This window comes from Streptomyces sp. NPDC003034 (assembly GCF_053591375.1).
This window is the reverse complement of record NZ_JBSFTS010000024.1, coordinates 1-20,981: the sequence shown is the minus strand read 5'-3', so window position 1 is coordinate 20,981 and position 20,981 is coordinate 1. Positions and strand designations below refer to the sequence as shown.

Annotated in this window: 28 protein-coding genes and 1 pseudogene; 14 read left to right on the top strand and 15 right to left on the bottom strand. The window is 71.2% G+C overall.

Features of this window, described 5'->3' with window-relative positions; genetic code table 11:
* Positions 1-230: 230 nt before the first annotated feature.
* Positions 231-641: a hypothetical protein gene (locus tag ACWDX7_RS22240; protein WP_451492893.1), complete on the bottom strand. Its 411-nt coding sequence runs from the start codon at positions 639-641 to the stop codon at positions 231-233.
* A gap of 383 nt (positions 642-1,024) precedes the next feature.
* Here ACWDX7_RS22240 and ACWDX7_RS22235 point away from each other — a divergent pair, with 383 nt between their 5' ends.
* Positions 1,025-1,183 (top strand): hypothetical protein, encoded by a 159-nt coding sequence (locus ACWDX7_RS22235; RefSeq protein WP_451492892.1) that lies wholly within the window; start codon positions 1,025-1,027, stop codon positions 1,181-1,183.
* A 604-nt stretch (positions 1,184-1,787) separates the two neighbouring features.
* Positions 1,788-2,252 carry a CBS domain-containing protein gene (locus ACWDX7_RS22230; RefSeq protein ID WP_451492891.1) on the top strand — a complete coding sequence of 155 codons (465 nt, stop codon included), beginning with the start codon at positions 1,788-1,790 and terminating at the stop codon, positions 2,250-2,252.
* Positions 2,253-2,272: 20 nt separating this feature from the next.
* Here the strand turns inward: ACWDX7_RS22230 and ACWDX7_RS22225 are convergent, their stop codons facing one another.
* Positions 2,273-2,563, bottom strand: coding sequence for a hypothetical protein (locus ACWDX7_RS22225; RefSeq protein ID WP_451492924.1), 291 nt, complete (start codon positions 2,561-2,563; stop codon positions 2,273-2,275).
* Here ACWDX7_RS22225 and ACWDX7_RS22220 point away from each other — a divergent pair.
* The 5 genes and pseudogenes from ACWDX7_RS22220 to ACWDX7_RS22200 all read left to right on the top strand — a co-directional run.
* A pseudogene (locus tag ACWDX7_RS22220) lies at positions 2,541-2,936 on the top strand (STAS domain-containing protein); the annotation flags it as partial. The gene ACWDX7_RS22225 and the pseudogene ACWDX7_RS22220 overlap by 23 nt on opposite strands.
* A 171-nt stretch (positions 2,937-3,107) precedes the next feature.
* Positions 3,108-3,539, top strand: a complete 432-nt coding sequence (locus ACWDX7_RS22215; protein ID WP_451492890.1) for an NfeD family protein — start codon at positions 3,108-3,110, stop codon at positions 3,537-3,539.
* A 3-nt stretch (positions 3,540-3,542) separates the two neighbouring features.
* Positions 3,543-4,589: an SPFH domain-containing protein gene (locus ACWDX7_RS22210; RefSeq protein WP_451492889.1), complete on the top strand. Its 1,047-nt coding sequence runs from the start codon at positions 3,543-3,545 to the stop codon at positions 4,587-4,589.
* A 269-nt stretch (positions 4,590-4,858) separates the two neighbouring features.
* Positions 4,859-5,338 (top strand): cation:proton antiporter regulatory subunit, encoded by a 480-nt coding sequence (locus ACWDX7_RS22205; RefSeq protein ID WP_451492888.1) that lies wholly within the window; start codon positions 4,859-4,861, stop codon positions 5,336-5,338.
* Positions 5,339-5,343: 5 nt separating this feature from the next.
* Positions 5,344-6,519: a cation:proton antiporter gene (locus tag ACWDX7_RS22200; protein ID WP_451492887.1), complete on the top strand. Its 1,176-nt coding sequence runs from the start codon at positions 5,344-5,346 to the stop codon at positions 6,517-6,519.
* A gap of 77 nt (positions 6,520-6,596) precedes the next feature.
* Here ACWDX7_RS22200 and ACWDX7_RS22195 read toward each other — a convergent pair whose 3' ends face one another.
* The 8 genes from ACWDX7_RS22195 to ACWDX7_RS22160 form a co-directional block, all read right to left on the bottom strand.
* Positions 6,597-7,856: a cation:proton antiporter gene (locus tag ACWDX7_RS22195; protein ID WP_451492886.1), complete on the bottom strand. Its 1,260-nt coding sequence runs from the start codon at positions 7,854-7,856 to the stop codon at positions 6,597-6,599.
* A 5-nt stretch (positions 7,857-7,861) separates the two neighbouring features.
* Positions 7,862-8,347: a cation:proton antiporter regulatory subunit gene (locus tag ACWDX7_RS22190; protein WP_451492885.1), complete on the bottom strand. Its 486-nt coding sequence runs from the start codon at positions 8,345-8,347 to the stop codon at positions 7,862-7,864.
* A 258-nt stretch (positions 8,348-8,605) separates the two neighbouring features.
* Positions 8,606-9,022 carry a CBS domain-containing protein gene (locus ACWDX7_RS22185; protein ID WP_451492884.1) on the bottom strand — a complete coding sequence of 139 codons (417 nt, stop codon included), beginning with the start codon at positions 9,020-9,022 and terminating at the stop codon, positions 8,606-8,608.
* Positions 9,023-9,138: 116 nt separating this feature from the next.
* The gene (locus tag ACWDX7_RS22180) at positions 9,139-9,414 is read right to left on the bottom strand and encodes an isoamylase early set domain-containing protein (RefSeq protein WP_451492883.1); all 276 of its coding nucleotides are present in this window, start codon (positions 9,412-9,414) and stop codon (positions 9,139-9,141) included.
* Positions 9,415-9,589: 175 nt separating this feature from the next.
* On the bottom strand, positions 9,590-9,859 hold the full coding sequence (locus ACWDX7_RS22175; RefSeq protein WP_451492882.1) for a hypothetical protein: 270 nt from the start codon (positions 9,857-9,859) through the stop codon (positions 9,590-9,592).
* 119 nt (positions 9,860-9,978) lie between these two features.
* On the bottom strand, positions 9,979-10,608 hold the full coding sequence (locus ACWDX7_RS22170; RefSeq protein ID WP_451492881.1) for a hypothetical protein: 630 nt from the start codon (positions 10,606-10,608) through the stop codon (positions 9,979-9,981).
* A gap of 376 nt (positions 10,609-10,984) precedes the next feature.
* Positions 10,985-11,269, bottom strand: a complete 285-nt coding sequence (locus ACWDX7_RS22165; protein ID WP_451492880.1) for a hypothetical protein — start codon at positions 11,267-11,269, stop codon at positions 10,985-10,987.
* A 123-nt stretch (positions 11,270-11,392) separates the two neighbouring features.
* Positions 11,393-12,940 (bottom strand): UvrD-helicase domain-containing protein, encoded by a 1,548-nt coding sequence (locus tag ACWDX7_RS22160; protein ID WP_451492879.1) that lies wholly within the window; start codon positions 12,938-12,940, stop codon positions 11,393-11,395.
* A 240-nt stretch (positions 12,941-13,180) separates the two neighbouring features.
* Here ACWDX7_RS22160 and ACWDX7_RS22155 point away from each other — a divergent pair, with 240 nt between their 5' ends.
* The 3 genes from ACWDX7_RS22155 to ACWDX7_RS22145 all read left to right on the top strand — a co-directional run bounded on the left by ACWDX7_RS22155 (position 13,181) and on the right by ACWDX7_RS22145 (position 15,621).
* Complete coding sequence (locus ACWDX7_RS22155; protein WP_451492878.1) at positions 13,181-13,807, top strand: hypothetical protein; 627 nt, start codon at positions 13,181-13,183, stop codon at positions 13,805-13,807.
* A gap of 381 nt (positions 13,808-14,188) precedes the next feature.
* Positions 14,189-15,079 carry a hypothetical protein gene (locus ACWDX7_RS22150; RefSeq protein WP_451492877.1) on the top strand — a complete coding sequence of 297 codons (891 nt, stop codon included), beginning with the start codon at positions 14,189-14,191 and terminating at the stop codon, positions 15,077-15,079.
* A gap of 59 nt (positions 15,080-15,138) precedes the next feature.
* Entirely contained in the window at positions 15,139-15,621 is a 483-nt protein-coding gene (locus ACWDX7_RS22145; protein WP_451492923.1) for a hypothetical protein, read from the top strand.
* A gap of 11 nt (positions 15,622-15,632) precedes the next feature.
* Here the strand turns inward: ACWDX7_RS22145 and ACWDX7_RS22140 are convergent, their stop codons facing one another.
* Positions 15,633-15,902: a transglycosylase family protein gene (locus tag ACWDX7_RS22140; protein WP_451492922.1), complete on the bottom strand. Its 270-nt coding sequence runs from the start codon at positions 15,900-15,902 to the stop codon at positions 15,633-15,635.
* A gap of 532 nt (positions 15,903-16,434) precedes the next feature.
* On the opposite strand from ACWDX7_RS22140, the gene ACWDX7_RS22135 reads away from it, so the two are divergent.
* On the top strand, positions 16,435-16,629 hold the full coding sequence (locus tag ACWDX7_RS22135; protein ID WP_451492876.1) for a hypothetical protein: 195 nt from the start codon (positions 16,435-16,437) through the stop codon (positions 16,627-16,629).
* Positions 16,630-16,855: 226 nt separating this feature from the next.
* Positions 16,856-17,356, top strand: coding sequence for a metallophosphoesterase family protein (locus tag ACWDX7_RS22130; RefSeq protein WP_451492875.1), 501 nt, complete (start codon positions 16,856-16,858; stop codon positions 17,354-17,356).
* 25 nt (positions 17,357-17,381) lie between these two features.
* Here the strand turns inward: ACWDX7_RS22130 and ACWDX7_RS22125 are convergent, their stop codons facing one another.
* Positions 17,382-17,918, bottom strand: coding sequence for a DUF4142 domain-containing protein (locus ACWDX7_RS22125; RefSeq protein WP_451492874.1), 537 nt, complete (start codon positions 17,916-17,918; stop codon positions 17,382-17,384).
* Positions 17,919-18,171: 253 nt separating this feature from the next.
* Between ACWDX7_RS22125 and ACWDX7_RS22120 the strand changes: the two genes are divergently transcribed.
* The gene (locus ACWDX7_RS22120) at positions 18,172-18,564 is read left to right on the top strand and encodes an ATP-binding protein (RefSeq protein ID WP_451492873.1); all 393 of its coding nucleotides are present in this window, start codon (positions 18,172-18,174) and stop codon (positions 18,562-18,564) included.
* A gap of 61 nt (positions 18,565-18,625) precedes the next feature.
* On the opposite strand, the gene ACWDX7_RS22115 is transcribed toward ACWDX7_RS22120, so the two are convergent.
* Positions 18,626-19,090 carry a J domain-containing protein gene (locus ACWDX7_RS22115; RefSeq protein WP_451492872.1) on the bottom strand — a complete coding sequence of 155 codons (465 nt, stop codon included), beginning with the start codon at positions 19,088-19,090 and terminating at the stop codon, positions 18,626-18,628.
* Positions 19,091-19,271: 181 nt separating this feature from the next.
* Between ACWDX7_RS22115 and ACWDX7_RS22110 the strand changes: the two genes are divergently transcribed.
* Positions 19,272-19,676 carry a hypothetical protein gene (locus tag ACWDX7_RS22110; RefSeq protein ID WP_451492871.1) on the top strand — a complete coding sequence of 135 codons (405 nt, stop codon included), beginning with the start codon at positions 19,272-19,274 and terminating at the stop codon, positions 19,674-19,676.
* Positions 19,677-19,704: 28 nt separating this feature from the next.
* Here the strand turns inward: ACWDX7_RS22110 and grpE are convergent, their stop codons facing one another.
* Together grpE and ACWDX7_RS22100 are read right to left on the bottom strand one after the other, a co-directional pair.
* Positions 19,705-20,463 (bottom strand): nucleotide exchange factor GrpE, encoded by a 759-nt coding sequence (gene grpE / locus ACWDX7_RS22105; protein ID WP_451492870.1) that lies wholly within the window; start codon positions 20,461-20,463, stop codon positions 19,705-19,707.
* Positions 20,460-20,981 (bottom strand): Hsp70 family protein (locus tag ACWDX7_RS22100; RefSeq protein WP_451492869.1); only part of this gene is annotated, 522 nt, incomplete at its 5' end. The genes ACWDX7_RS22100 and grpE, both read right to left, overlap by 4 nt.

Genomic DNA, 20,981 nt, shown 5'->3' with positions numbered 1-20,981 from the left:
GATCAACAGTAGCACGCTCGATCCGTTTTGGGTGTTAAGTAATTCCGCTCCGCCCGTCGCCGCAAAAACTCTCCCGGCCAGGCTCGTTAAACCCTCATGCGGCGAACACAGATATCCGGCTGCGGCTCGCCGGCTCATCGCCCGGCCGGTGAAGCGGGCCGGATCGAGGCGCACAGGGCGCTTGCCTCATCCGCCTCAAAAGTTGTCCGGCAATCCCGCGGTGCTGGGGGTCATGCTGGGTCCAGGTCCGTGCCGATGGCACCGGCCGAGCGAAGCGAACGCCCGGGGTCTCCCGTGAGGATGCGGGGGTGTCGCCGCCACCACCACAGGTCGAGGCCGGGCAGCCGGTGGAACTGGCCGAGTCCTTGGCCGTCGTCGTCGACGGTCGCGGCCTTGTACTGATCGTCCAGTGCTCTGATCTGAGGGGTCCTGAGCTGGATGAGGTGGTCGTCCAGCAGGAGCCACGCCTCGTGCAGCCAGTTGCGGCAGTAGAGGCCGTTGGTGTAGTCGTAGATGTCGTCGCCGTAGCCGCGCTCGATGGCGCTGACCAGGGCGGCCCACGCGTGCACCCTTTCCGCCACCGTGAACGCGGTCCGGCCTCGCCGGCGCAGCAGCTCTCCCACCTCGGTTTCAGTAGCCACGGGCGTGAGGCTCTCATGGCGAATCCGTCCGGGCGACCGGGATATGTCCCGCCAGAGGCTGGTGGGACGGCCCGCGCCCCATCACCGCCTCGCCCAACTGGGTAAGAAAGTCTTGGGAGTTCTTCGCCGGAGCGGGGGCTACTCCCCCAAGCCCAGCTGCTCCGCAGCAGCAGGGCCGCTTCCCCGGCCGAGGGGAACAGGTACGGCACTGACTCCGGGGGCGGGTGCGGGGTCCCGGGAACGCCCTGCCGAAGGGGGCCGCGCGCCGCTTCTGTCCGCGAGAGGCGATCGGTCCGTCCACGCCGCGCTCCGAAGGGCTTTGGCCGCAGCCTAGACTCGGGCAGCCCGACTGAGGGCGCCGGCCCGAGAAGGAGAGCAAGAACGTGACCATCGCCAGTGAAGCGCCGATCTACGCCCAACTCATACGGGAACGCGGTGATGTTCCGGGCCAGGTGCGCCGTGAGGCGGAGCAGATCCAGCAGCAACTGGCACGGGTCATCGCGCCTGCTCCCTGGACCGCGCCCGCCGGCGGTCGGCGGTAGGCATTGCACCACCCAGCCCGTCGCGTGACGGGCACGGGCCTTCGCGTTGCCTGCGCGCGCACCGGCTCCCCCCACCGGTCAGGTGCCGCCTATTGGGCGGTGCGCGCCTCAGCAGCCGGTTGGTCCGCCACGGTCGGCGCCCGAGCAGCCGTGTTCACCGTCTCCTCGCTCCGGTAACCGCTTCCCGCACGGGGCCGACGCCCGGTCGGCCCCTTCGCCGAACCCTGGCGCGACACCTCTGTGCACGACCGGCCGCCCCTGGCCGGGGCCCCAACCCCGGCCAGGGCGCTCGCACACGCCATGAACCGCCGCTCACCACGGCACCGGGGCCGCGCGGCGTGCACCGTACGGCCCTGGTCTTGTGCGCCAGCATGTCAACGACGCGTCGCGGAAACGGTTCTGCTCTGCCCGGGTGAACGGCATCGGATCAGGGCGCGGGTGCCCGGGTGTGCACGGAACTCGGGTCGGTATTCATCCGTTCTGCAAGAGCGGCGGTAGGGTTCGAGGTGATATGTCCAGAAATCTGGTCGGTCACGGTCAGCTGGCCGCCGCACGGTGGGCCGGTTAGCGCACTCGTGGCCGTAGTGACCGCAAGGGGAGACGTATGCGTGCGGGTGATCTCGCGGAGCCGTATCCGACGGTGTGTACGGACAACGACGCCATCGAGGCGGCCCGGCTGTTCGTGGAGCGCCGGTTGCCGGCGCTGCTGGTGGTCGACCGCGATGGGCGCCCGTACGCCATCGTGCCCGGTTCGCAGCTCCTGAAGATCATGGTGCCGGAGTTCGTGCTGCGAGATCCGTCCCTGGCCCAGGCACTCACGGCAGGGGCCACCGAGAGCCTTCCGGAGGCACTGGCGGGGATGTCGGTGGCTCAGTGGCTGCCGGAGCAGCGGATTCTGCCCACCGTGGTCGGCCCCAGTGCCGGTGTACTGGAAGTGGCCGCGCTGATGGTGACCACGCACACCCCCCTGGTGGCGGTCATCGAATCCGACGGGGAACGGACATGGACCACGGGAGCGATCAGCGCCGCCCGGCTGATGGAGCACTTCCTGGACCAGAACCAGCGGTGAGTGCGCTGCGGCGGAGGGCTTCAGGGGCGGTCGGCAGCCGGAACGCTCTGCTCCAGGCGGGCGCGGAGCGTCGCGGCGAATTCCTCCGCACGCGCCAACGGGGCGCGGAGCTTGTCGACCTGCTCGGTGGCGGCCCACTCGTACGCGCGCACGCGGGTCAGCAGCGCCTCCCGCTCGGCGGGGTCGAGCACCTCGTCGCCTTCGGCCGTCTTGTCGCCGTCGCCGTCGCCGTCGCCGTCGAGCGCGCTGTCGCCGTGGCCGTGGCCGTGGGAGTCGCCGTCGAGGCGGTCGGTCGTTTGCGTGGTCGCCACCGGCAACCTCGCCATCGGCGTCGTCGTCGGCCCCGTCACCGCGATGGTCATCTTCGCCCAGCGCGTCGCCCACCTCGCCGACATCACCGCCGTCACGGACCCCGACGGCGCCACCGTGGTGTACTCCGTGACCGGTGAGCTGTTCTTCGCGTCGTGCAACGAGCTCGTGGGCCGGTTCGACTATGCCGGAGACCCGGAGAAGGTCGTCATCGACCTGACCGCCGCCCACCTGTGGGACGCCTCCTCGGTGGCCGCCCTGGACGCCGTCGAAACGAAATACGCGCAGCGCGGCAAGATCGTCGAGATCATCGGACTGAACGATCCCAGCGCGGACCTCCACGGCAAGCTCACCGGGGAACTCACCAAGCACTGAGCCCACCCAGCCCAGTCCGCACCTCGCAAGGGGTCAGAGCCGATCACCCATGTGGGTGGCCCAAACGGGCATAGTAAAATATTCTAAAAGCGGACAAAAACCACCTGAGGCGCGGTCGACGGCGAATCGTCAAGCCATTCGCGCACCCGTACGGGTCAGGAGGGGCACGCAATGGATCCATGGCTGCTCTGGTTGATCGCCGCAGCACTTTTGGCTGTGGCGGAGATCTTCACTCTGACGGCCGCGCTCGGACTCCTCGGCGGGGCCGCGCTGGTCACGGCGGGATTCGCCGCGCTCGGACTTCCGCTGCCCCTGCAATTCCTGGTCTTCACCGTCGTCGCGACGGTCAGCGTGCTGTTCGTGCGCCCCCTCGCCGTGCGCCATCTGCTCCCGCCGCAAGCGGAACGGTTCGGCGTCGACGCACTCGTCGGCAAGGCCGCCTACGTCGTCTCCGAGGTGACGGGCCTGGGCGGCAGGGTCCGCATCGGCGGCGAGGAATGGACGGCCCGCGCCTACGACGAGACCCTGGTGATTCCTCCCGGAACGACCGTCGACGTCATGGAGATCAGCGGTACCACCGCCCTCGTCTACCCCCGGGAGTGAACCATGGAAGTTTCGGCGTTCCTCGTCGCTGCCCTGCTCGTGGCACTGTTCGCCGTCTTCACCGTGCTGCGGGCGGTCCGCATCGTGCCGCAGGCGCGCGCACGCAATGTGGAACGGCTCGGCCGCTACCACCGCACCCTGAAACCCGGCCTCAATGTCGTCATCCCGTATATTGACCGCATCCATCCCGAGATCGACCTGCGTGAACAAGTCGTCTCCTTCAAACCGCAACCGGTCATCACCGAGGACAACCTGGTCGTAGAGATCGACACCGTCCTGTACTTCCAGGTCACCGACCCACGAGCGGCCGCCTACGAGATCGCGAACTTCCTTCAGGCGGTGGAGCAGCTCACCGTCACCACCTTGCGCAACGTGGTCGGGTCCATGGACTTGGAAAAGACCCTCACCTCACGCGACACGATCAACAACCAGCTCCGGGGCGTACTGGACGAGGCCACGGGCAAGTGGGGGCTGAGGGTCAACCGGGTGGAGATCAAGGCGATCGACCCGCCGCAGTCCATCAAGGACGCGATGGAGAAGCAGATGCGCGCCGAGCGCGACAAGCGGGCCGCGATCCTCGGGGCCGAAGGACAGCGCCAGTCCCAGATACTCACCGCCGAGGGTGACAAGCAGTCCGCCGTGCTTCGCGCGGAGGGCAACCGTACGGCTGCGATCCTCAAGGCCGAGGGCCAGTCCCGGGCCATCGACGAGGTGTTCCAGGCGGTGCACCGCAACGACCCCGACCCCAAGCTGCTGGCCTACCAGTACCTCCAGATGCTGCCCCAGCTCGCGCAGGGCCCCGGCAGCACCTTCTGGATGATCCCCAGCGAGGTCACCTCCGCACTCCAGGGAGTCTCGCGCGCCTTCAGCGAGGTGCTGCCCCAGTCGCCGGCCACCCGTGAGAGGCCCACTCGGGACACGGCTGCCCAGGCCGCTGACGACGCGGCGCGGGCCGCGGAAGCTGCGGCCGAGGCACTCGCCGACGCGGCCAAGGCCGACAGCACAGTCTCCGGCGCACTCCCGGCCCGCCCGCGCACCGACGGCGGATGAACCCGCCAACCCGCCGTGGATGACACCCACCGTGGACGCCGCCCACGGTTGATGACACCGGCGGTGCATGCGCAGGACGACGCACCGGACGGACTCTCCACGCCGCGCGGCACTCACCACCGGTACGGCAGCCGCACGCGTCGGCCGCACCGCCTGCCGGCATCACGGCGCGCCGGTGCGGCGCAGCAGCCCTTGCCCCGCCAGGCGTCGCCAAGCCGGCACCCGGCCTCCCGCATGCCGCCCGCCCCCTTCCCGCCGATGATGGGTAAATGGACGTCACCGAGGTACTTCTGCCCGGTGTGGGCCTTCGCTACGAGTTCACCAACCACCGTGGTGACCTGATCGGTGTGGTGGCCCGGCGTACGGGCGACTTCGAGCTGGTCGTCTACGGCGGAGAGGACCCGGACGAAGGGCAGCCGGTCCTCCAGCTCAACGGCGAGGAGGCAGAGGCGGTCGCGGAGATCCTGGGCGCACACCGGATCGCCGAGCGGTTCGCCGACCTGACCAAGGAGGTGCCGCGGCTGCTGTCCGGGCAGGTCAAGGTGGCCACGGGCAGCACGTACGCGGGCAGGCCGCTCGGAGACACCCGGGCGCGGACGCTGACCGGTGCCTCGGTCGTCGCGATCGTCCGGGGAGCGGACATCGTGGCCTCGCCCACGCCCCGGGAGATCCTGCAAGGTGGAGATGTGCTGGTGGTGATCGGAACCCACGAGGGCGTCACGGGCGTGGAAGAGATCCTCCGGGGCTGAGGCGGGTGAGTACGCCGGTCGCGCTGTTCCTGGAGCTCGGCATCATCCTGAGCGCGCTGAGCGTGCTGGGGACGCTGGCCCGGCACTTCACCCTCTCCCCCATCCCGCTCTACCTGCTCGCCGGGCTCGCCATCGGTGAGGGGGGCATCGCTCCCGTACCCGCCGCCGGTGAGTTCGTGCAGACCGGCGCCGCCATCGGGGTGGTCCTCCTCCTGCTCACCCTGGGCTTGGAGTTCTCGCTGCGCGAGTTCACGGTCGGCATGCGGCGTCATGTGCCGTCAGCCGTGTTGGACGTGGGGTTGAACGCCGTCCCGGGGGCGGTCGCCGGCTGGCTGCTCGGACTGGACGGCATCGGAATCCTCGCGCTGGCGGGCGCGACCTACATCTCCTCCTCCGGCATCGTCGCCCGCCTGCTGGACGACCTGCGGCGGCTCGGCAACCGGGAGACACCGGCGGTCCTGTCGGTGCTGGTCATGGAGGACTTCGCCATGGCCCTGTACCTGCCCGTCCTGGCCGTCCTCGCGTCGGGCGGCCAGTGGTGGCAGGCGCTCCTCGGCGTACTCGCCGCCGTGGGCGCCGTCAGCGTCGCCTTCGCCGTCTCCTACCGCTGGGGTCACCACGTCGGCCGCCTCGTCTCCCACCCGGACGCGGAGCAGCTCCTGTTGCGGGTGCTGGGCCTGACCCTGATCGTCGCTGCCCTGGCCGAGGCCGTCCACGCCTCGGCCGCCGTGGGGGCCTTCCTCGTCGGTCTGGCCCTCACCGGCGAGACGGCCGCCCGGACCCGCGCCGTGCTCGGCCCCCTACGGGATCTGTTCGCCGCCGTCTTCTTCCTGGCCATCGGACTGTCCGTGGACCCCGCCGACCTCCTGCCCGTCCTGCCCGCCGCGTTCGCGCTCGCCGTCGTCACCAGCGCCACGAAGGTGATGACGGGCAGCTTCGCCGCGGCGCGTGATCACGTCGGCCGGCGCGGGCGGCTGCGTGCCGGCACGGTGCTGATCGCCCGGGGCGAGTTCTCCCTGGTGATGGTCGGGCTCGTGGGCACCATGCACGACACCCTCGGTCCGCTGGTGACCGCCTACGTCTTCCTCCTCGCCCTCGCCGGCCCGCTGCTGACCCGCTTCGCCGGCGCCGTCCGCCTCGGGACGAACCGGCCCCCCAACGGGAACGACGGCGCGGCGTAGCGGTGAAGGAGGGTGCGGCGTGCCGACAGGTGCACCCGCCCGTATTCCGGGCCTTGGTCACCGCCGGAGCCGGGTGGTCAGGGGCGGCCTCGCGTTCCCGAGTCGTCCATCGCTTCCCGCGCCTCCTGCCGGGCCGGAATCAGGCCCGCCGCCACGCGCACCTCGGGCGGCTGCCGACGGCGGCGCCCGGTGACGTAGCCGGCGATCGGTTCGGTGTAGCGGGCGGTGAGCGGGCCGACGATGACCAGGACCAGGACGTAGGCGGTGGCCAGCGGGCCGAGGGACGGCTCGATGCCCGCGGTGACGGCGAGGCCCGCGATGACGATGGAGAACTCGCCGCGCGCCACGAGCGTGCCGCCGGCGCGCCACCGTCCCTTGACCGAAATCCCGGCGCGCCGGGCGGCCCAGTAACCGGTGGCGATCTTCGTACCGGCCGTGACGACGGCCAGGGCCAGGGCGGGGAGGATCACCGGGGGGATGCTGGCCGGGTCGGTGTGCAGGCCGAAGAAGACGAAGAACACCGCGGCGAACAGGTCGCGCAGGGGGCTCAGCAGGGTGTGGGCGCCCTCCGCGACCTCCCCGGAGAGGGCGATGCCGACGAGGAAGGCTCCGACGGCGGCGGAGACCTGGAGCTGCTGTGCGAGGCCCGCGACGAGCAGGGTCAGGCCCAGCACCACGAGGAGGAGCTTCTCGGGATCATCGCTGGAGACGAAGCGGGAGATGACCCGCCCGTAGCGGACGGCGAGGAAGAGGACGAGCCCGGCCACACCGAGGGCGATGGCGAGGGTGAGGCTTCCGGCTGCCAGACTCACCCCGGCCAGCAGGGCGGTGATGATCGGCAGGTAGACGGCCATCGCGAGGTCTTCCAGGACCAGGATGCTCAGGATCACCGGGGTTTCACGGTTGCCGAGCCGTCCGAGGTCGCCCATCACCTTGGCGATGACGCCGGAGGAGGAGATCCAGGTGACCCCGGCGAGAACGACGGCGGCGACCGGCCCCCAGCCGAGGAGCAGGGCCATGACCGCACCGGGGAGCGCGTTGAGCGCGGCGTCGACCAGCCCCGCCGGGTACTGGGTCTTGAGGTTGGAGACCAGGTCGCTCGCCGTGTACTCAAGGCCGAGCATGAGCAGGAGCAGGATCACGCCGATCTCGGCGCCGATCGCGACGAACTCCTCGCTCGTGCCCAGCGGCAGGAGCCCGCCCTCGCCGAAGGCCAGACCGGCCAGGAGGTACAGGGGTATCGGTGAGAACCGGAAGCGTCCGGCGAAACGGCCCAGCAGGCCCAGGGCGAGGATGATCGCGCCGAACTCGATCAGGAAGACAGCGGAGGAGTGCATCGCGCTCACTCCCGGCCGAGGATCGCGGCAGCGGCTTCGACGCCCTCGCGGGTGCCGATCACGATCAGCGTGTCGCCGCCCGCCAGCCGGAAGTCCGGAGCGGGTGAGGGTATCGCGTCCGCACGGCGCAGGATGGCGACGATCGAGGCTCCCGTCTCGGTACGGATCCTCGTCTCGCCCAGCACCCGCCCGTTCCAGTGCGAGAGGGAGGACAGCTCGATGCGCTCCGCCACCAGACCGAGGTCGGTCGTGGACAGCAGGTTCGGGCTGTGGTGCGAAGGCATCAACGCGTCGATCAGCGCCTCCGTCTCACCGGCCGTCAGCTTCACCGACAGCGCGCACTCGTCCGGGTCGTCCCTGCGGTAGGCGTTCACCGTCCGGGCGCCGTCGCGGTGGGCAATCACCGACAGCCGGCGGTGCTCGCGCGTGGTGAGGTCGTAACGGACCCCGATACCGGGCAGCGGAGTACGACTCAGGCGTGGAAGAGGCACGGCGAACCCCCAGGATCGTGGCGTTGTCGGCGGTGGACGGGGACGGACGGCGCGCCCCATCCCGGTGATCCTACCGATCAGCTGATCACTCGAATCAGCTTCGAACGGCGTCGTGGTGCCGGCAGGGGTCACCGCGCACGTCGGGGGGCCCGGCCTTCGCTGGATGGGAGGCCGGGCCCGTTCGCTGTGACTCAGGGGTGCCCGGTCACGCCGTACGCCGGCCCGCGGGCCAGGGGGGTAGGTGACGGGCGAGGCGGGTCAGTCGGTGGAAAGGGCCTGCAGGAGGTCGCCGACCTGGGGGTCGGGCAGGGCGCGGGCGACATCCGCCTGCGCGACGATGCCGACCAGGCGGTGGCCGTCGATGACGGGCAGGCGCCGTACCTTGTGTTCGCTCATGGTCCGCAGGATCTCCTGCGCGTCATCGTCGGCTCCGATGGTGACCGCCTCGCCCTGAGCGAGATCACCGGCTTTGACCTGGGCCGGGTCCTTGCCTGCGCCGAGGACCTTCACCACGATGTCGCGGTCGGTGAGCATGCCCTTGAGCTTGTCGTCGGTACCGCAGATCGGCAGTGCTCCCACGCCGAGCTCGGTCATCTTCTTGGCGGCGGCGAGGACGGTCTCCTCGGCGCCGATGCACTCGGCGCCCTCCGTCATGATCTCGCGTGCTGTGGTCATCAGGCGGTGTTCCTCTCTGTGGGGAGCAAGGCGGCCCCGACGGGCGCCGGGGCCGGCGGACGGGGCGACTCGGGTGCTCGGGTGCGGCCCCGGCCCGCCGGGGCCGGATCATCGGATCAGGTGCGCAGGAGGCTGTTGCTTCCGTCGTGCTCGTCCGCGTGGTCCTCGTTGAACCAGTAGTCCCCCGCCGCCAGGTACCGGAAGGAATGAACGCGCTCGCGGGGCAGGGCGAGGGTGACCGCGCGGGTGCCGTCACTGCGGGGCTCAAGGGTGTGGGTGCCGGGCTGCCAGTCGTTGAAGTCGCCGACGACGCTGACCGGTCCGGGTGGGGTGTCGGCGGGCAGGACGAAGGTGACCTGGGCGCGGTCCTTGAGCTGCTGGCGTTCGAGCATGGCAGGGGCTCCTGGGGGTGGGGGCGGGCTGTTTCAGCTCATCCTCCGGTCCCTGCTCGGGCTCGGCACCCGCATGCGTCCGGGTGGGTTCCGTCTTCACCCGCCCGGCACTGTGCGTGCGGCGACGGAGCCGGGTGTCGCCGTCCGTGCCGGGTCTGCGGGCCGGTGTCGGCAGTCAGCTGCCGACGGGGGTGACACCGAACATCAGGGTGCGGCGGCCGATGTCGTAGTGGACGGTCGGCGTGCTGCTGAGGAGGTCCTGCAGGACGTCGGCGTCATCGGCGTCGACGGTCAGCACCTCTTCCCACGCGCCCTCGTCGAGCACCAGTTGCAAGGTGAGGGTGCCTCGGGCACCAGGTTCGCCGGCGACCCAGCTGAACTGGTAGTGGTTGAGCTGACGGACCCTGATGCTGTCGTCCGTGACGGGCTGTGTGACCTTGGGCATGACGATTCTCCTTGCCTTGGAGGCGGCTCTGCTCGGTTGCGTACGGCGCCTCGGCGCCGCGCGGCGGCCGGGCGCGGGGGGGGTGCGGGGGGGCGCAGCCGGTACGGCCGGGCCGAGGGTCAGCAGTGCCCCGCCATCACGCCGTGCCGGCCGCCCCGCCCCATGGCGGCCAGACCGCCGACTCCGGCCACGGGCAGGGTCGAGGCGGCCCGGCGGAGCATGCCCAGCTTCTGCTGCAGGGGGCGCTGCTGCTCGCCGTGGAGGGCGTTGAGTACGAGCACACCGGCCGTCAGCGCCGGTACGGCCCACTGGAGCACCGTGAGCTGTCGCTGCGCCTGCTGCAGTCCCACCGGGTGATCGGCGGCCGCCTCGGCGTCCTCGGGGTCCGGGGAGGTGGCGAGCTCGACCTTCTTGCCCAGCACGCGGCTGTAGGCGCTGGCGGCCAGCGCCGCTCCCGTGAGGACCGTCTTGGCCACTGTGGAGGCGCCGACTCCGCTCTGGTAGGCCAGCCGGGCCCGGTTCGCGCCGAGCAGGCCAGCGCCGCCCACCAGGTGGGCGGCGATCGCGGCCGCGTTCACCGGCGTCCACGCGGCCCAGCCGGCGCTGACGAACCGCGAGGCGGGAACCGGCCCGCCGCTGGTCTCCCTCGCCGCCCCGTTCAAGCCGACGGCTCCCATCAAGGAGCCCCCGAACCAGGCCGCCAGCCCGATGTCGTGCATGCTGCGCATAACCGTGTTGCGCTCCGTCATCGTGAATCCTTCCAGGGTCCGCTGCCCTGCGATCACAGGGCACCGCACCAGCCTCAAGGCGATGGACGGCATCGGCCAGAGGAGGCACGCACATGGGGGAACCGTCCCCGGACGGCCCGCGCCGGGTGGCACTCCCTGTGGGCGGGGCCGGAAGAAGGCCGGAGGCCCTGAGAGATGGTGCTCAGGGCCTCCGGGGTCGCGTACCCGTGGGGTGCGGGGATGTGTGCATCTGACGCGACATGAAGGGAAACGATCCGCCACCGCCCCGGTTACGCCCCCGGTCCGCTCTCTTTCCCAGGTGCCGGAGCAGTGACCGGTGTGCGTCGCTTGTGCGTCGGTGTGCGGGGGACGCGGCGCGGGGCCCGTACGGGCACGTTCACGCCCAGGGAAGGGCCGCGGCGGTGATCACGGTCGCGGTGGACAGCGTCAGCATGACGACGTGGACCCGCCATGACCGGCCGGGCGCACCGTTTTCCTGGTCGTGGCCCGGCAGGGGCTCGCCGACGGCCGTGGCGGCCTCCCGGTCACCCGGCCGGGCCAGTCGTCGGCGCGTCACGGCGCGGGGCCGGTCGGTGCGGCCGGTGTCCGGGTCGGGTGCGGCGGCCAGGGGCGGGCAGGGGGCCTCGGCCCGGGGGCGAGGAATGTAGGCGCGTGTCTCCACGTGGGGGACAACGTGGGTACGTTGCGGCGGCAATGGCCTGCCCGAGGGTGAGATCGAATCGAGACGGTCGAGGGTGAGCAGCCAGGCGATCACGGTGGCCGCGGTGGCCCGACGCGCCGCCGGTCAGCCGTCCGTCTGCCCCCTGCCGAGCCGGTCCCAGGGTGACGCCGGACCGGTCGCCTCTCGCGGCGCGCGCACCGCACCGGGGTTGCCTCGGGGGTGCTGGTTGATCCAGGACAGGCCACCGAGATCCAGCTGGTGGCGGGCCCTGGTGACGGCGACGTAGGCGAGGCGGGCCTCGGCGGTGTCGATGTCACCGGGCAACGGGTCGCCGTTCTCGTCGGTCTCCTCCTGGTCGGCGGGTTCGGTGAAGTCCTCGCCGATCCGGACGGAGGCCCATTCGCGGCCCTTCGCCTTGTGTGCGGTGGAGACGACGATCTGGGCGCCCTCCTCGGCGGCGAGGCGGTCCACCGCGCCCAGGATGACGTCGACGCCGTGTTCATCGACGAGGTCGACCAGCGGCAGCAGATCCCGCCCGGAGGGGTCGTATTCGGCGTACTCCTGGAGTTCGCCCCAGGAGTCGAAAAGGATCAGTTCGGGGTGGGTGCTGCGTTTGCCGGCCTTCAGATCACGGGCGGCCCGTGCGAGGGCCCTCAGCGACTCTCCGCCGCCGACGAGGGCGACGCGGCGGCCCTCATCCAGCAGACGCATGACTTCCACCATCGCGCCGACATTGGAGCGGCACAGGATCGCGTCAGGCTGCCGCACACGCTCCAGACGGGTGTTGATCGCGGCGGTGCCGGCCAGCCGGATGGGCGCGTCCACGATGCTCAGCCACCGGTTGGCCTCCTGGGCGAGGGCGGGACCGAAGCGGAAGGACTGGGACAGCGCGAGCTCGGTACCGTCGAAGCCGCTCATCACGTCCCGGGCTCCGCGCCATCCGTAGATGGCCTGGGCCGAGTCACCGACCATCACCAACTGGGTGTGCTCGCGCTGGTCGTTGAAGACCTTTTCGACCACGGGGTTCGTGTCCTGGGCCTCGTCCAGGAGCAGGAAGTCCGCGGCGATGCGCGGCTCGGTCAGGGCCCAGTGCTTGAGGTAGTGGTCGTGGTCGAAGCGGACGGCGCCTCCTTCGGTGTTCTCCAGGTCCTTCCATGCGCGGTCCGCGTACGGCAGGACGAGGTCGACCAGTTGGGCGTGGAGGTCTTCGGTTTCGATGCCGCGCAGGCGCGGGACGTGGTGGCGCCGGATGGCGGGATCGGCGGACTGGCAGAAGCGGGTGACGGTCCGCAGCACGGTGTAGGACAGGGCCTTGTTGGTGACGTTGCGCTCCCCGATACGGACCCGCATGTTGAAGCCGATGCCCAGGGCCGCGCCGGTCTTCCACCCCGGTACGCGCGGCGCGTCCATCCGGTTCCTGAAGCGGTGACCGACCGCGGCGTACGCCAGCGAGTGCATGGTCCTGCACAGCACGTTGCCGGGGAATTTGCGCGCCGCCTCGGTGGCGATGGCCTTGTTGAAGGCGATGTACCGGCCGCGTTTGCCGGTGCTGGCGGCGATCATCGACAGGGTCGTCGTCTTGCCCGTTCCCGCGCCGGCCTGCAGGACGAGGTGGTCCCCACGCCGGAAGGTGTCGATCGCGTCGTCCTGTTCAGCGGTGGGCGCGGGCATGCTGCTCCTCGATGGTGGCTACGCGTTCACAACACATCGCAAGGTGACACATCGGGACGTCTCGCGTCCGACGATCACCGAATCCGTACCCACCTCGTGGACCCTACGCGTCGAACAGACCGGAGAGGTCTCCCCTGGAGGGTGCTTTGAGGGCAGCCGGGATGCGATGCGGTGTCGCGTCGGCCCTTACTGCGTACCATCGCGTCACACACGTTTCCCACAAAAGACGGAGAAGGTTTCATGACGACAGCCACCCACACGGCGCACATCAAAGACGACTACGCGCAGCAGATTTCCAGCGACCTGTCGGCGAACCAGGCCGCTCAGGAACAGACGCGGGCCGAACTGAACCGTCTTCAGGAAGAGTTGACTCGGCTGGAGGACAACGAAAAGGTACTCCTGAAGATGCAGGCGGCGTTGGGTATCGCTTCGCAGTCCGCGTCGGCCGCGGTCACGAAGCGCGGTGCGAAGCGTGCTTCGGTGCCCGCCGCGCGCAGCGCCTCCCCGGCGGGGAAGAAGGCGGGGACGGCCAAGTCGGCGGCGGCCGGCAAGGATTCCCGGGCGCGGGCGACCGGTGCGAAGGCCGATGCGGGGAAGAAGAAGGACGAGGTGGGACAGACCTGGGTCGAGCTGGTCACCGCCGTCGTCGCCGGCCAGGCCGAACCGAAGTCCGCCGCCGAAGTCACCGACGTGATGAGCGCGACGCATCCCGAGCGCAATGTGCAGGCGGCCGTCATCCGCAACGCCCTGGAACAGGGTGTCGCCCGCGGCCTCCTTGAGCGCGCGAAGCAGGGCCGCTCCGTCTACTACACCCCCGCGGGCTCCGCCCCGGCGGATGCGGACACCGGCTCCGCCCCGCAGGCCTGACCGTCGCGCCGTAGTGGTGCGGCGTCCTCCTCCGGCATGGTCAGGTCCGCCGGTCGGGGCCGCATCGTCGTCCCTGTTCCGGCGTTGGTTGTTCACGCACCGCCTTCATCGCTGCCGGCAGCCGGGGGGGGCAGTCGCCGAAGGGGTGGACTCCGGGTGGACTCCCGTACCGCCGTCATCGCGGGCTGACCGGGGCGAGGTTTCGGCCGGGGCATGCCTTCTAGGGGACGCCGACCAGTCAGGTGCTCGACCAGTCGATGCCCGTCCGGTCAGTGTCCGGCTCGTCAGGTGTGCGACCAGTGAGGGGGCGGGGCGATGACGGCCGATGCCGGGCGACGGACCGGACGGAGGTGGAGCGGCGTCCTGCCGCGACTGGCCTCCGTGACTGCCGGGGTGGGAGTGGCGGAGCTCTTCGTCGTCGGCTTCCGGCTGACCGGTGACTTGGTCCGACAGGCGCTGGCGGTGGTGTTCACGGCCGCGGTCGTCGCCACGGCGGTGTGGATGGCGTCGAGCCTGGTGGCCGTAGTGACCCGGCCCTCCATGCGGCGTGTCCAGCGGACCCTGGGCGAAGAGCCGGACTTCGCGGGATCCGACAAGGAGTTCTTCGCCCCCGTGCGCCGCCTGTTCCTCCTGGGCGTGCTGCACACCCTGGTCAGCCTGCTGATCGTCGTGCTCGTGTACCCGCTCGCGCTCTGGGCCGGCCTGCGGATCTGCGCGGCGGTGGGTCTGCCGGCGCGGCTGACGGGGCTGGGGCCGGTCTTCGTGTCCGCGCTCGTCGTCGCGACGGTGGCGAAGACGGCCCGGCTCTGCTTCACCCTGTTCCGCCGGCGTACGAGGCGGGCCGCCGGGTGCTGGCTGGCCGCCTTAGTCCTCAACGCCGGCGGCCTCGCGCTCGCCGCGCTCCTGCTCGACGGTGTCCGGATCGATGCCGCGCCGGGCTGGCGGCAGTCGGTCGCGCTGTGCGCGGTGGTGTGCCTCTTCATGCTGGCGCGCGTGACCCTGTCACTGCCCGTGCCCGGCGCCGCCTCGCTCGTCATCGTCGCCTACCACTGCCTCCTCCTGTGGCTGATCTGCCAGGTCCTTCCGCTCACCGAACCCCGGCTGTCCATCGAAGGCTTCTGGCAGTTGGCGGGGACCGCCGCGATCATGTGGGCGGCGGAGTGGCCCGCGCGGCTGGTGACCCGGTCCACCCAGACGGCCGCGCAGCCGCCCCCGCCGCTGCCCGATCCCTTCCCGCCGGACCACATGTTCCCTTCCGGCCCGCTGTACTGACGCGCTTCCCCGGTCCTCGGGGCAACGCGCGGCCGCCGATCGGCGTCCTCCTCTGCGTGATCGCATTCATCGACTCCTCCGGCTCTGACGACGAAGAGACCGTGCGGCCGGGACCGCTGTGGCGCCATGCCCTGTGGGTGGCGGGCGTCACCGCCCTCGGGGTGGGCCTGGGCTGGGCAAGCGCACTGTTCCGCATCGGTCCCGAGGAGTACGGCCTGCCGTCCGCCGCCCCGGGGGCGCTCTGGCCGTACCTGCTCACCTGGACCGCGACCGGCCTGGCGGCGGCAGCAGCATTGCGGGCTACCGCCGCCAGGGTGCCGGTCTACGCCGTGGGCCGGATCGCGGCCCTGCTCACGGCCCTGGGCACGCGGCTTTCGCTGGGCTGGCGGCCGGAGGCACCGGTGGCGGGTGCGATGGCCGCGGCCGCCCTGACGGCGGCGGCCGTCTGGTGCGCCGTAGCGCTGCGCCCGGGCGCTCGGCGGACCGCGCCGGGCGGGTCAGCTCCGGCGGGGGGCGACCAGCGGCATACCGCCGGCGGGTGACCTCGGCGGTCCTACCTGCGGGCGCAGGTCCAAGCGCCCATGCCCTGGATCGCGGCCAGTCTCCTGGCCGTCGCGATCTGCTCCGCCTTCGTGGCGAGGTCGGCTCGCGGCGCGTATCTCCGGCCTCCCGCGGCCCTCCAGCTGGACTGGGTGAACTGGAGCCCGCCGTAATGGCCGTTGCCGGTGTTGGCGCGCCAGTTGCCGCCGGACTCGCACCGGGCGATGGCGTCCCAGTCGGCGCGCGGTTTGGAATGCGTTACGGCGGCATGGGCGCCGGACATGTTGAGCAGTGCGGCAGCGGGGAACAGGAGCACTGCGCAGAGCAGCTTCCTGACGGTGGTTCCGGTTCGCCGGCTGTCCTGGTGTCGAGACATCAGTCCTCTTTCGCTGTTCGGGCAGGCCTGCCTGGAAACAGCGGGCGGGCCCGCGTACGGCCGTCGGCCGCTGACTCAGAACAGCACGCGCCGGCACACCCCGGCGGTACCGTCCGGCAGGCGAACGGGTTACGCCACCCGAACGGAGTCACCGCGGGCGGAACATCGGCGCTCGGAGGTTTTCAGCCCTTCCCGCGCGGCGTGTTCTCGCGGGGAGAAGCAGCAGAAGGTGGTAGGGCGGCCCGTACTGGGCGTACGTGGTGCGCAGTTGCAGGGCCGCGTTGCCGCAGGAGGGCCGCCCCTCCCCCGGACCTCCGGACTCGCACCCCCGAGGGTTACGCAGCGTAGCCGTCCGAGGTGCTCATCGTGACGGCGCGTGGCAGGCTGGTGCCGGAGCCGCTCGATGCGGCCCGCACCTCTCACTAGGAGTGAAAGACGCATGGGTATCAAGGACCAGATGCAGGAAAAGGGTCAGCAGGCCAAGCAGAAGATGCAGGAGATGCAGGGAAAGCAAGGGAAGCAGGGGCGGCAGGACGAGGCCTCCCAGCGCGCTCAGAGTGAGAAGGAGCGGCTGCGGAAGAAGACCCAGGAACTGCACGAGAACGTGGACGACAGGTTCAGCGAAGGACGCTGACCGGTCGGCCGGCACCGTCCTCAACGAGGTACGTGCCGCGCTGCACCGCCGGCGTTCGCCGGCAGGGCGGCGGAGGCCTCGGGTCGCACCCGGGCCTCCGCCGCCACGGCCACGTCGGGTCCGTCAAGCCCCCTGTCGCAGCACGGCACCTGCGATGCCCGCCCCATAGGCCGCGCGCCCATGGGGCGCTCCGGCTTTCGCGGGCGGGGATACTACCGTGGCACTCATGCACTTGCTGCTCATCTCGGACACCCATGTCCCCAAGCGGGCAAGGGGACTTCCCCCCGCAGTGCTCGCTGAGATCGACCGCGCCGACGTGGTCGTCCACGCCGGCGACTGGACGGACGTGGCGACGCTCGACCTGGTGGAGCACCGGGCCCGGCGCCTCCTCGCCGTGTACGGGAACAACGACGGTCCCCAGCTGCGAACCCGGCTGCCCGAGGTCGCCCGCGCCTGCCTGGAAGGCGTACGCGTGGGCGTCGTGCACGAGACCGGCCCGGCGCAGGGACGGGAGCGCAGATGCGCGCAGCGGTTTCCCGATCTGGACGTACTGGTTTTCGGTCACAGCCACATTCCCTGGGACTCACTGGCTCCCGGTGGGCTGCGACTGCTCAATCCGGGCTCCCCGACCGACCGGCGGCGCCAGCCCCATCACACGTACATGACGGCTGTCGCCTCGGACGGCGTGCTGTCCCAGGTCCGCCTCCATCGGCTGCCGGCCCGCTGACCGCCGGCCGCTGCCGTCGGCGCTCCTACATGCGGTTGCAGGTTCCACCCCGGACCATGTCGAGGTGCATGGCCACCACCGGGCGGGCGTCCCGCGCGGCCTGGATCACATCGGGGTCCTGTCCCTGCCTGATCTCTTGGTCGATCAGCCCGAGCGTCTTGGTGTGCGCGTCCTGCTGGACCGCGAGCCAGGCCTGGTCGTACGCACGCGAGCCCGCCTTGGACTGGACGTCCGCGAGGGCCGCCCGCTGCTCGGCGGTGGGGGCGGTCGGCAGGGTGATGCCCTCCTGCTTCGCCAGCGTGGCCAGGTCGGCGTCGAGCTTGTTGTGGTCGCGCACCAGGACGGCGCCGACCTCCTTCACACAGGATGTCGTCGCGTTCTTCTGAGCGTCCTGGCCCGCCGCGATCTCCGCGAGGTTGCCCTGGTGTGCCATGGTGGCGAAGGCTACGTCCTGGCTGCCCACGACGGCGGGAGCCGCCGCTGAAGCGGCCATCGCCTGGGGCACGCTCAAGCCCGTCACGGCGAGCGAGATGACGGCCGCCGTCAGGAATCTGCTGTGCATGATGCCTCCTTCCGCGTACCGCGTCCGGCCTACGGAGGGAAGCCGTGGAGGCGCGGTACACACGGCGCCTTACCGGCCTGGATCCAGCCAAACCACCGCGGCGGCGGCGCGGGCCCCGAGCGGCCGCGGGCGCGGCTCATGGCTCCTCGCTCCTGGCTACGTACGGTCTTTGCCGATGGGGCCGGGTCCTGTGCATCGCGTCCCCTGGACAGGGCAGGCAGCAGGCATGAGCCCGCCGGCGGAGGGAGCCCCCGTGGAACCCGTGCTCGACCGGTCGCTGCCCCACGTCGGTGAAGCCGCCGCGTCGGCGCGGGAGGCGACCCGTACCTTCTTGGCCCGCGTCACCCGGGTACGGCCCCCCGCGCAGCGCGGAACCCCCGATCGGGTCCTGCTCGTGGTCAGCGAACTGGTCACGAACGCGATCCGGCACACCGAGGGCCCCTGCACGCTGCACCTGGCGCTGCACGGCGACGGAATCGACATCGCGGTCAGCGACACCAGCCCCGACCCGCCCACGCCCCGCGCACCTCACACCGAGGGGACCGGGGGCTGGGGATGGCTCCTCGTCAACCACCTCACCAGCGGCCTCCACATCGAACCCGCGCCCGGCGGCGGGAAGACCATCCGCGCGCACATCCCCTGGTAGACGCCTCCCCCGGCAGACGGCCCGACCGGATCGCTCCTCAGCCGGTCATCTCCCGCCCACGTCACCACCACCAGGGGTCCTCCTCGTACTCCCCGTACTCCTCGTACAGCCAGACCAGCAGGCGATCGAGCGGTCCGGCGAACGGCGCGGCCGCGGACGCGGGCGCGGGCGCGGGCGCGGCGCGCATCGTACGGACGGGACCCGCTCGCAGGGGGACGGTCGGCGGTGCGGCGGACGCCGTCGTGGACCTCACCCGTACCGGCACGCGTACCCGATGGCGGGGCGGTGGGGAGGTCCGCCGCTCGCGTTCGGCGTCGTAGGCGGCCCGCTGCCGGGGGTCGCGCAGGACCCGGTACGCGGTCACCACCTCGGCGAGCTCCTCGTCGGCGGACGGCCGACCTGCGCGCGCGTCGGGGTGGAGGAAGCGGACGAGGGCGCGGTAGGCGCTGGTGATCTGCTCGGCGGAGGCCGCCGCCTGGACGCCCAGAACGGCGTAGTAGTCGGGCCGGGAGTGCGGGCTGTCCATGGCCGACACCTCCGGATCGCACAGGAAGGCACCCTTGGCATCCTTTCCACACCTGGATAAAACCGGCATCGAACGTTGTCAAGATTCCCGTGCCGGGTATATCCCTTATGTGAGGATGCGTGACGTCGCGGGACGTACCGCGAGCACGATCCGACGGGATCCGGTGGAGGAGGGGAGAGACATGATCACCGGGCTGGCTTTGGAACGGGTGAAGTTCACGTGCGGCCGCTGCTGGTACGAGTGGACCGTCGATTACGACGTGCAGCAGTACCGGGACGATGAGGGCAGGAGCTGGGAGTACTTCTCCCTCGACGGTGTCGCCGCGGCTTCCCCGTACACCCCCGCCGGCGCGCCGCCGTGTCCCGAGTGCGGTCGGCGCTGGGTGGGCCGCCTGCTGGCCCGCAGGCACATTCCGGCGGCCCCCGGACCGGTCGGCACGCCACGCCAGGAGATCATGGACACCGCCGGTCACCGGCCCGAGCGGCACGGCGCGTCCCTGCTCGGCTCCACCGCGCACGCCCAGCCGGAACAACCGGGGCCACCCGCCGGAAGCGCCGGCCACGCCTCGGTGCCGACGGCGGGCTGACAGACCTACTCAAGCCGGGGCGGCCGACTCAGGAGTCGGCCGCCCCGGCTCGCGCCGACCGCCCTTGACGGGGCGGCGGCTCATCGCCGGACGGCTCGGGGCCGGGCGGCTCGCTCACCGCGACCTGCGCGGGACGCAGGAGGTGCTCCCCCACGGCGTAGCCGCGGCGCAGCACGACGGTGCAGGTCGGACGGTCGACGGCGGCGGCGGACCGCTCGTACGAGACGGCTTCGTGGCGGGTCGGGTCGAAAGGCTCTCCTGGGGTCCCGACGGTCTCCAGCCCGAGCGTGGCCAGCTGCGTTTCCAGGACTTCGGTGATGGCCCGCAGCCCGCCGGTGAGTTCGCCGTGCTCGCGTGCTCGGTCGGTGGCGTCGAGGACGGGCAGCAGAGCGCCGAGGACGTTGGCCACCGCGATCTCCCGTACGGCGAGGCGGTCACGCTGCACGCGCTTGCGGTAGTTGTCGTAGTCGGCCTTCAGTCGTTGCAGGTCGGCGGTCCGCTCGGCGAGCTGCCCTTCCAGTTCGGCGATCCGGCCCGCCTCGGCGCCACCGCCCGCCTCCGCGGTGCGGCCGGGCGGCGGGCCGCCGACCCCGGAGGGGCTGGCCGGGTGGGCCGGGCCGCCGGGGTCGGCGAGGTGCTCCTCACGGACGTTGTCACGGCGCTCGCCGGCCTCCACGGGGTCGGCGGGCCGCAGTTGGAGGGTCTCCGGGTCGATGCGTCGCCTGTCCCGGATCACGACGGGGGCGGGCGGCCGCTTCCTCGGCCCGGAGCGGTCCGGCTCGCTCATCCCCTGCCTCCCTTCGCGCCTTCCTCGTCGACGATCTCCGCGTCGACGACTTCATCGTCCTGGTGCTGCTCGCCGTCCGTCGAGGCCCCCGGGGTCCCGGTTTCGCCGGACGCTCCCTGGGACTGCGCGTAGAGGGCTGCGCCGATCTTCTGTGCGACCGTGCCGGTGCGCTCGGTGGCGGCGCGGATCTCCGCGGTGTCCTCGCCCTTGAGCTTCTCCTTCAGCTCCGCGATCGAGGTCTCCGTCTCGGACTTGACCTCGTCCGGGATCTTGTCCTGGTTCTCGCGCAGCAGCCTTTCCGTCTGGTAGACGAGCTGTTCGGCGCTGTTGCGGGTCTCGGCCGCCTCCTTGCGGCGCCGGTCCTCCTCGGCGTGCTGCTCCGCCTCGCGGACCATGCGGTCGATGTCCTGCCGGGGCAGGGAGGAGCCGCCGGTGACGGTCATCTTCTGCTCCTTGCCCGTGCCGAGGTCCTTGGCCGTGACGTGCATGATGCCGTTCGCGTCGATGTCGAAGGAGAC